This is a genomic window from Burkholderia sp. Tr-20355 (assembly GCF_017104685.1).
GTDB lineage: Bacteria > Pseudomonadota > Gammaproteobacteria > Burkholderiales > Burkholderiaceae > Burkholderia > Burkholderia seminalis.
The window spans coordinates 1-8,246 of sequence record NZ_JAAGPK010000246.1 but is presented as its reverse complement, the minus strand read 5'-3'; the positions used below and the strand labels follow the sequence as shown (position 1 = coordinate 8,246).

The window sequence follows — 8,246 nt, the reverse complement described above, 5'->3', positions numbered from 1 at the left end:
CGCAGCCGGGTACGCCGGCGCAGGGCGGGGGCGCGGCCCGCGATCCCGCGCAGGCCCTGCCGACGGCCGCCCGGCAGGGCGCATCGTTGCCGCCCGATACCGCCGATCCGCTGGGCACGCATGCCGACACGCGCTGGACACCGGCGCGGGCTGACCTCGCTGCCGCATCGTCCGATCCGCAGGCGCAGACGCTTGCGACCGTCCATCCGGCCACCGTGCCGATCGTCCGGCAGCAGCTCGATGCGCTCGCGACCGACCAGTTTCGCTGGACCGGCGAGGCCTGGCCGGGCGCGCGGCTCGACTGGACGATCGAGCCCGACGCGCCGGACAACCGCGGGCAGCGCGGCGGAGGGGACGACGCGGGCGACGGCATCGCCTGGCGCACGCGCCTCACGCTGACGCTGCCGTCGCTCGGCACGGTCGATGCGGAACTGGTGCTGAACGGCGCGCAGCTCGTCGCGCGGCTGCGCGCGAACCAGACGGGCGCCGAGCGTCTCACGCGAAACGAGGCCGCGCTGCGGCAGCGGCTCGAGGGGTCGGGGCTCAAGGTCGGCGGACTGTCGATCCGCGCGGTCGACGACGGGCCGGACGGCTTCGACCTGTTCGCGGCCCAGGCGGCCGCCGCCGCGTATGCGCGGGGAGCGGCCGGCGCCCCGCCGACGCAGGTGGCCGACGACGAGGCGCCGCGATGAGCATGACGTCCCGCAAGCGCGCGGCCGCGCTCGTCTACGACCCGAAAGGCGGCGACACGGCGCCGCGTGTGGTTGCGAAGGGTTATGGCCTGCTCGCCGAGATGATCGTCGCACGCGCGCGCGACGCGGGGCTGTACGTGCATACGGCGCCGGAGATGGTGTCGCTGCTGATGCAGGTCGATCTCGACGACCGGATTCCGCCGCAGCTCTACCAGGCCGTCGCCGATCTGCTGGCGTGGCTGTACGCGCTCGATCGCACCGAGGCCGGGCCGGACGACACCGCGCCGCGCTTTCCGCTGCCGCCGCTGCGCTGACGCGCCTGGCGTCGCGCGACTTCTTACGAAATGCTGTCTCGGCCGTGTCGCGCCAGTCCGACGGCATTTGCCGCATATCGATCGGCATTTCCGTGCAACGCGCACTCATCAGCCGAATCTCTCCATGCATGATGGGCCGCCGCCGGCGACCGTGACGGATTGAGCCGGCGATCGATTTATGTAATGATATCCATTCTCATTTTCATGTTGCCCGGCCGACGCGCACGCACTGCGCGCCGGCCGTTGTTTTGAACGAATGGAACCTTTCGCGTGAACGCGCCCGAAACGATCGACCCGCCCAAGACGGGCATGCCGCGCGCCGGCGTCACCGTGCTGCACCCGGCGGGCCGCCCGCTCAGCGACGACGAACTGGCCGCGCGCCGCCAGCGCTCGCGGCGCGCCACCTTCATCAAGTGGCTGCGCAAGGTGCACGGCTGGGTCGGGCTGTGGGGCGCGGTGCTCGGGCTGCTGTTCGGCGTGACGGGCGTGCTGCTCAATCACCGCGCGCCGCCGCTGAAGATCCCGACCGGCGAGCCGCAGGTCGAGGAGATGCAGATCGCGCTGCCGGATCCGGTGCCGAAGACGCCCGCCGCGATGACGAAGTGGCTGCAGCAGGAGCTGCATTTCGACGGCAAGCCGGGCCGCATGCGCAAGGAGCCCGCGCAGGCCGTCGCGTGGGGCGACAAACGCGTGATGCAGCCCGAGCACTGGCAGTTCGGCGTGTTCGGCCCGCACCAGAACCTGCAGGCCGAATACTGGGTCGGCAACGGCTACGTATCGGTGAAGCGTACCGGCAATACGTTCCTGACGACGCTGAACAACCTGCATCGCGGCGTCGGGATGAACCTCGGCTGGGTGCTGCTGATGGATACGATCGCGGGCTCGCTGATTCTGCTGTCGCTGACCGGCGTGCTGTTGTGGACCGAGCTGAACAAGCGCCGCACGGTCGGCGTCGTGCTGGTGGTCGGTTCGGTCGCCGCGGCGCTGGCCGCCGGCCTGGCCTGATCGGGGTTCGCGCCGGGCGGTCGCCGGCGCGATCGTCGTTGGCCGCCGCGGCGGCTCAGAGCCCGCAGGCCGCGCCGCTGTTCGCCGCGATCTCGCGGGCGGCTTTCGCGCCTTCGACCTGCAGGATCGTCGGCAGCGACACGTGATTCTTCGCGGCCGTGACCTCGGCGAGGATCGAGATCGCGATTTCCGGCGGCGTCCTGCTGCCGATGTAGATGCCGGCCGGCCCGTGCAGCCGGCCCAGTTCCGCTTCGTTCAGGTCGAATTCGCGCAGCCGTTCGCGCCGCGCCGCATTGTTGCGCCGCGAGCCGAGCGCGCCCACGTAGAACGCGGGCGTCTTCAGCGCTTCCATCAGCGCGAGATCGTCGAGCTTCGGGTCGTGCGTCAGCGCGATCACGGCCGAACGCGCATCGAGCTTCATCTCGAGCACCGTATCGTCGGGCATCGTGCGCACGACGCGCGTGCCCGGCACGTCCCACGCATCCGTGTATTCCTCGCGCGGATCGCACACCGTTACCTGGTAGTCGAGCCCGACCGCGATCTGGCACAGATAGCGCGACAACTGGCCGGCGCCGATCACGAGCATCCGGTAGCGCGGCCCGTGGATCGTCACGAGCCGCTCGCCGTCGAACGCGAGCCCGTCGGTGGCCTGGGCGGGCGACAGCGACGCGCGGCCGGTCGCGAGCGTCATCGTGCGCGTGACGAGGCGGCCGGCCTCGACTTCCGCGCACAGCGCGGCAATCCCGCTGTCGCGCGTGAGCGGCTCGAGCACCAGCTGGATCGTGCCGCCGCACGGCAGCCCGAAGCGGTGCGCCTCCTCGGCCGTCACGCCGTACTTCAGCGCTTCCGGGCGCGCGTCGGCCGCGATGCCGCTCGCGTGCACGCGGGCGATCAGGTCGTCCTCGATGCAGCCGCCGGACACGGAGCCGACCACCAGGCCGTCCTCGCGCACCGCGAGCATCGCGCCTTCGGGGCGCGGCGACGAGCCCCACGTCTTCACGACCGTCACGAGCAGCACGCGGCGCCCTTCTTCGAGCCAGCGCGCGCTGGATTTCAGTACATCGAGATCGACACTTTCCATCGTGTTTTCCTGTTGCCGGACGGCCCTTTGCCCGGGGCCGTCGTTCGATGGCGGGATTATGAACCGCACGGCGCACACGTGCAGGCGGCGTGGCGGCCCGTGCGGCCAAATCCGGAGAATCGGGCAAGAGATCGCGACGATCGGACAGCGATCGCGCGCGGGAACCGCGCCTGGCCGGTTCGGGGGAGGGGGCGCAGGGCCGGTGGCGGCCCCGCGGCTGTCGCGTTCGTCGTCGCGCGGCATGGGCGCGCGACGACGGCGCTCAGTGCGTGTCGTGGTGGCCGTGCGCGAGCTTCGAGTGGTGCCGCGAGTACAGGAAGTAGATCGCGAGACCGATCACGAGCCAGATGCCGAATGCGGCCCACGTGACGGGCTGCAGGTTCAGCATCAGGAACAGGCAGGCCGCGACCGCGAGGATCGGCACCACGGGCACGCCCGGGCAGCGGAACGCGCGCGGCAGGTCGGGGTGCGTGCGGCGCAGCACGAGCACCGCGATCGACACCATCGAGAATGCCGCGAGCGTGCCGATGTTGATCAGCTCGGCGAGCACGTTGAGCGGCACGAGCGCGGCGATCAGCCCGAAGAACAGGCCGACGAGCCAGGTCGTCAGGAACGGCGTCGCGTAGCGCGGGTGCACGCGCGACAGCATCGCCGGCAGCAGCCCGTCGCGCGACATCGCGAAGATCACGCGCGTCTGGCCGTAGCTCATCACGAGAATCACGGTCAGCATGCCGAGCACCGCGCCGAGATCGATGAAGCCCGCGACCCACGTCTCGCCGGCAACCTGCAGCGCGTACGAGATCGGGTGCGAGATGTTCGCGTACCGGGCCGCCGGCACGATGCCGGTCGCGACCGCGGCGACCGTCACGTACAGCACCGCGCACACCGCGAGCGACGCGATGATGCCGATCGGCAGGTCGCGTTTCGGGTTCTTCACCTCCTCGGCCGCCGACGACACCGCGTCGAAGCCGATGAACGCGAAGAACATCACGGCCGCGGCGCCGAACACGCCGTTCCAGCCGTGCGGCATGAACGGCTTCCAGTTCGCGGGCGTCACGTGGAACAGGCCGACCGCGATCACGAGCAGCACGACCGACACCTTGATGAACACCATGATGTTGTTGATGCGGGTCGACTCGCGGATGCCGATCGACAGCAGCGTCGTGATCACGATCATCACGAGGAACGCGGGCAGGTTGAACCACGTGACGACGCCCGGCACGGCGCCGGGCGCGGCCGTCAGCACGGTCGGCAGCGACAGTCCGAACCCTTGCAGCAGCGACTGCAGGTAGCCCGACCAGCCGACCGACACGGCCGACGACGCGAGGCCGTATTCGAGCATCAGGTCCCAGCCGATGATCCACGCGACGAGCTCGCCGAGCGTCGCGTACGAATACGTGTAGATCGAGCCGGCGACGGGGATCGTCGACGCGAATTCCGCGTACGACAGCGCCGCGAGGCCGCACGCGATCGCGGCGATCACGAACGACAGCATCAGCGCGGGGCCGGCCTGCACGGCGCCGGTGCCGGTCAGCACGAAGATGCCGGTGCCGATGATCGCGCCGATGCCGAGGAAGGTGAGGTCGATCGCGCCGAGCGCTTTCTTGAGCCCGGCGGCGTGCGCGCCGGCGATCATGCGATCGACGTTTTTCTTGCGGAAGAGAGACATTGCGGATGAATCGCCGGCGCGCGCAGGGGCGGCGCGCTGACTGAGTGAAAACCCGTAATTTTAGCCGATTTGACGAACAAGACCCGCTGCGGCGCAGCGGCGTGTCGCGGAATCGTCCGGAAAAACAAGCGCTTGCGCGCGAAACGGGGGGCGGTTTGAAGGCGACGCGGCGCGTGCCGCGTCGTGGAATCGGACGAATCCGAGGTGGCGAGCCAATCGGGCCGGCCCAACGCCGGCGGGCCGGTCAGGCGCCGGTCGCGGGCGCCATGTCGACCAGCCGGTTGCTCATCACGTAGAACGTGAGTTCCGCGTTGTTCGACAGCCGCATCTTCTCGAGCAGCCGCGACCGGTACACGCTCACCGTCTTCACGGACAGCGACAGCGTGTTCGCGATGTCGGTGAGCCGCTTGCCCGACGCGAGCATGCAGAGCGTCTGGTATTCGCGGTCGGACAGCTTCTCGTGCGGCAGCGGCTCGTTCTCGAACGACACGTATTCGGCGAGCGCCTCGGCCATCGCGGGGCTCACGTACTTGCGGCCGGCCGCGACCTGCTGGATCGCGCCGATCATCTGCGCGGCGTTGACCGTCTTCGACAGGTAGCCGGCCGCGCCGGCCTTCAGCGCGCGTACCGCGTACTGGTCCTCGCGGTACATCGAGAACATCAGTACCGGCGTGCGCGGCAGCTTGCGCTTGAGGCGCTTGAGCACCTCGATGCCGTTGGTGTCCGGGAGCGAGATGTCGAGCAGGATCACGTCGAATTCCTGCTTGTCGACGGCCGCCATCGCGTCGCCGCCGGTCTCGGCCTCGGTGACGTCGCGCGCGATGCCGCGGTCGATCAGCAGCTGGCGAATCCCTTGCCGGACGATCGCGTGATCGTCCACGAGCAGGATGTTCAGGCTCATGACGACCTCACGAAAGCGACGCGCGGCGGGCCGCGACGGGCACCGCGAGCAGCGAATCCCACGCGAAACGCGCGGTGACGCGCGTGCCGCGGCCGGTTTCCGGCGTGGCCGTCTCGAAGCCGCCGCCGAAGGCCTCGCAGCGGGCGCGCATGCCGGCGAGGCCGTAGCCGGTGCGGCGGCTGCGCGCGAAACCGGTCCCATCGTCGGCGACAATCAGTGACAGATGCGTGCCGTCGGTGACGATCCGTACGTCGACCGACGTCGCGCGGGCGTGCTTCGCGACGTTCGACAGCGCTTCCTGCGCGACGCGGAATATCGCGAGTGCGCTGGCGCCGGCGATCTGCGTGAGGCGCGCGTCGGCCGCACACACGAAGCTCGTGCGCAGGCCGGTGCGCGCCGCGTGCGTGTCGATCCACGACGACAGCGCGCCGATCATGCCCGCGTCGAGCGCCGGCGTGTCGCGTTCGTCGATCAGCCGGCGATTCGCGTCGGTGGCGGCGTCGAGCGCCTGCTGCGCCAGCTCCAGCGCGCGCAGGCAGCCGTCCGGCGCATCGGCCGGCAGCCACGTTTGAACGTTTGCGAGGGCGAAACGGGCAGCGGTCAATTCGGCGCCGAGCCCGTCGTGCAGCTCGCCGGCCAGATGGCGGCGGGCGGCTTCGTCGGCGGCGAGCAATTGGGCGGACAGGGCCGCGATCCGTGCGGCGGAGGCGTCGCGTCCGGACGCGGTGTCGGGAACGGGCGGAGTCGCGGCGCGGTTGGGCACGCGCTGCTGCGACGGGAACGGGGCGTGGGCGCCCGCGGGCGCGTTAAGCGACGTATCCATGACTCTCCCTGCTGTCAGAAAGCGGTTCAGACACCGGCTGGCTGCGTGAATCGGCTGCCGTTTCGATGACGGTCGCCGCCAGAGAATCGCTCCATGCCGAGGTAACAAAAGTTACACCTTGTAACACTTGCATCCGACCCTTCCACTCTCATTCGAACGACAACCACGCGCGCCGAATAATATCTCAAAATTTCCGAAAAGGTCATGTCGGGCGGACATTTAAGGGTAAATGTGAATAATCGGAATGAACCTGTTGTAGGAAAAACACTGACACCCGACGACCCGGCGATGACGTATCCAAATGTAACTATTTGAGATGAGATGGTCCCAGTTTGTTACGAATTCGCCAAGTGCGGACGAAAAAAAACCGGAGCTTTTGCTCCGGTTCTTGACGATGCGCAAATCTGGGGACTGATCAGTCCACGAACGCGCGCTCGATCACGTAGTGGCCCGGTGCGCTGTTCTTGCCTTCGACGAGGCCGGCCTGCTTCAGCAGGTCGGTCGTGTCCTTCAGCATCGCGGTGCTGCCGCACAGCATCACGCGGTCGTTTTCCGGCGAGAACGGCGGGACGTCGAGATCCGTGAACAGCTTGCCCGTCGCGATCAGGTCGGTGATCCGGCCCTCGTTGTCGAACGCTTCGCGCGTGACCGTCGGGTAGTAGACGAGCTTTTCCTTGATGATGTCGCCGAGGTACTCGTGGCCCGGCAGGTCGTGCTTGATGTAGTCCATGTACGCGAGCTCGCCCTTCAGGCGGCACGTGTGCGTCAGGATCACCTTGTCGAAGCGCTCGTAGATCTCCGGATCGCGGATGATCGACATGAACGGCGCGAGGCCCGTGCCCGTCGACAGCATCCACAGCGTCTTGCCCGGCAGCAGGTTGTCGGCGACCAGCGTGCCCGTCGGCTTCTTGCCGATCAGCACGGTGTCGCCCACCTTCAGGTGCTGCAGGCGCGACGTCAGCGGGCCGTTCTGCACCTTGATGCTGAAGAATTCGAGATGCTCTTCGTAGTTCGGGCTGACGATCGAGTAGGCGCGCGCGAGCGGCTTGCCGTCGACCTCGAGGCCGACCATCGTGAATTCGCCGTTGTTGAAGCGCAGGCTCGCCTCACGGGTGCAGGTGAAGCTGAACAGCGTGTCGGTCCAGTGATGGACGGATTGGACGGTGGCGGTGTCGTATTTGCTCATGGCTTTGAAAACGGACGCGCGTGGCGAACGCGTGTAACGGGCCCAAAAACGGGCAAAAAAACCGAGTGCGACGGCCCGATCCTGGATCGGCCGGCCGGCGCGTCGGACACGCGCCTTCTCGATGACAGACGTTTGAGGAACTCGTTATTTTACCCTGTTGACGCCGATCGCGGGCTTGACCCCCGCGGCTGCGCGGATTTGGCGCAACAAATGCTTGCAACGAGCTTTCAGCGATCGGCCGCGAGTTTCGCGCCGAGGCCGACGAGCGCGACGCCGCACAGCGCGTCGAGCGGGCGCCGCACGCGTCGGTAGCCGCGCTGCGCGCGCGGGCTCGCGAACAGGTACGCGACGCACGAATACCAGCCGGCCGACAGCACGCCGATCGTCACCAGCACCGCGCCGTCGAACCACAGCGGCACGTGCGCGGGCAGCATCGCCGCGAACACGCTGGTCCAGAACGCGCACGACTTCGGGTTCGTCAGGCACGTGAACAGGCCGCTGCGGTACGCGCGCAGGTAGTCGCGCGCCTGCGGCGCGGCCAGCGGCGCGGCGGCGTCCGGCGCGTCGACCGGCGC

Annotated in this window: 9 protein-coding genes; 3 read left to right on the top strand and 6 right to left on the bottom strand. The window is 68.6% G+C overall.

Annotated elements, in window-relative coordinates; all coding sequences use genetic code 11:
* The 3 genes from G3N62_RS33080 to G3N62_RS33070 form a co-directional block, all read left to right on the top strand.
* Nucleotides 1-692, top strand: a 692-nt coding sequence (locus G3N62_RS33080) for a flagellar hook-length control protein FliK (RefSeq protein ID WP_206141446.1), incomplete at its 5' end; no start/stop codon positions are given.
* The gene (locus G3N62_RS33075) at nucleotides 689-1,006 is read left to right on the top strand and encodes an EscU/YscU/HrcU family type III secretion system export apparatus switch protein (protein WP_034190277.1); all 318 of its coding nucleotides are present in this window, start codon (nucleotides 689-691) and stop codon (nucleotides 1,004-1,006) included. The genes G3N62_RS33080 and G3N62_RS33075, both read left to right, overlap by 4 nt.
* 270 nt (nucleotides 1,007-1,276) lie before the next feature.
* Nucleotides 1,277-2,011, top strand: a complete 735-nt coding sequence (locus G3N62_RS33070) for a PepSY-associated TM helix domain-containing protein (RefSeq protein WP_034190278.1) — start codon at nucleotides 1,277-1,279, stop codon at nucleotides 2,009-2,011.
* Nucleotides 2,012-2,066: 55 nt separating this feature from the next.
* Here G3N62_RS33070 and G3N62_RS33065 read toward each other — a convergent pair whose 3' ends face one another.
* From G3N62_RS33065 to G3N62_RS33040, 6 genes are all read right to left on the bottom strand, one after another.
* Nucleotides 2,067-3,092: an XdhC family protein gene (locus tag G3N62_RS33065; RefSeq protein WP_059561519.1), complete on the bottom strand. Its 1,026-nt coding sequence runs from the start codon at nucleotides 3,090-3,092 to the stop codon at nucleotides 2,067-2,069.
* Nucleotides 3,093-3,354: 262 nt separating this feature from the next.
* Entirely contained in the window at nucleotides 3,355-4,761 is a 1,407-nt protein-coding gene (locus tag G3N62_RS33060) for an amino acid permease (protein WP_034190280.1), read from the bottom strand.
* 244 nt (nucleotides 4,762-5,005) lie between these two features.
* Nucleotides 5,006-5,662 (bottom strand): response regulator transcription factor RqpR, encoded by a 657-nt coding sequence (gene rqpR, locus G3N62_RS33055; RefSeq protein ID WP_049036699.1) that lies wholly within the window; start codon nucleotides 5,660-5,662, stop codon nucleotides 5,006-5,008.
* Between the two features lie 7 nt (nucleotides 5,663-5,669).
* Complete coding sequence (gene rqpS, locus G3N62_RS33050; protein ID WP_049036700.1) at nucleotides 5,670-6,485, bottom strand: quorum system sensor histidine kinase RqpS; 816 nt, start codon at nucleotides 6,483-6,485, stop codon at nucleotides 5,670-5,672.
* A gap of 415 nt (nucleotides 6,486-6,900) precedes the next feature.
* Entirely contained in the window at nucleotides 6,901-7,671 is a 771-nt protein-coding gene (locus G3N62_RS33045) for a ferredoxin--NADP reductase (RefSeq protein ID WP_034190283.1), read from the bottom strand.
* Between the two features lie 227 nt (nucleotides 7,672-7,898).
* Nucleotides 7,899-8,246 (bottom strand): LysE family transporter (locus G3N62_RS33040; RefSeq protein ID WP_206141445.1); only part of this gene is annotated, 348 nt, incomplete at its 5' end.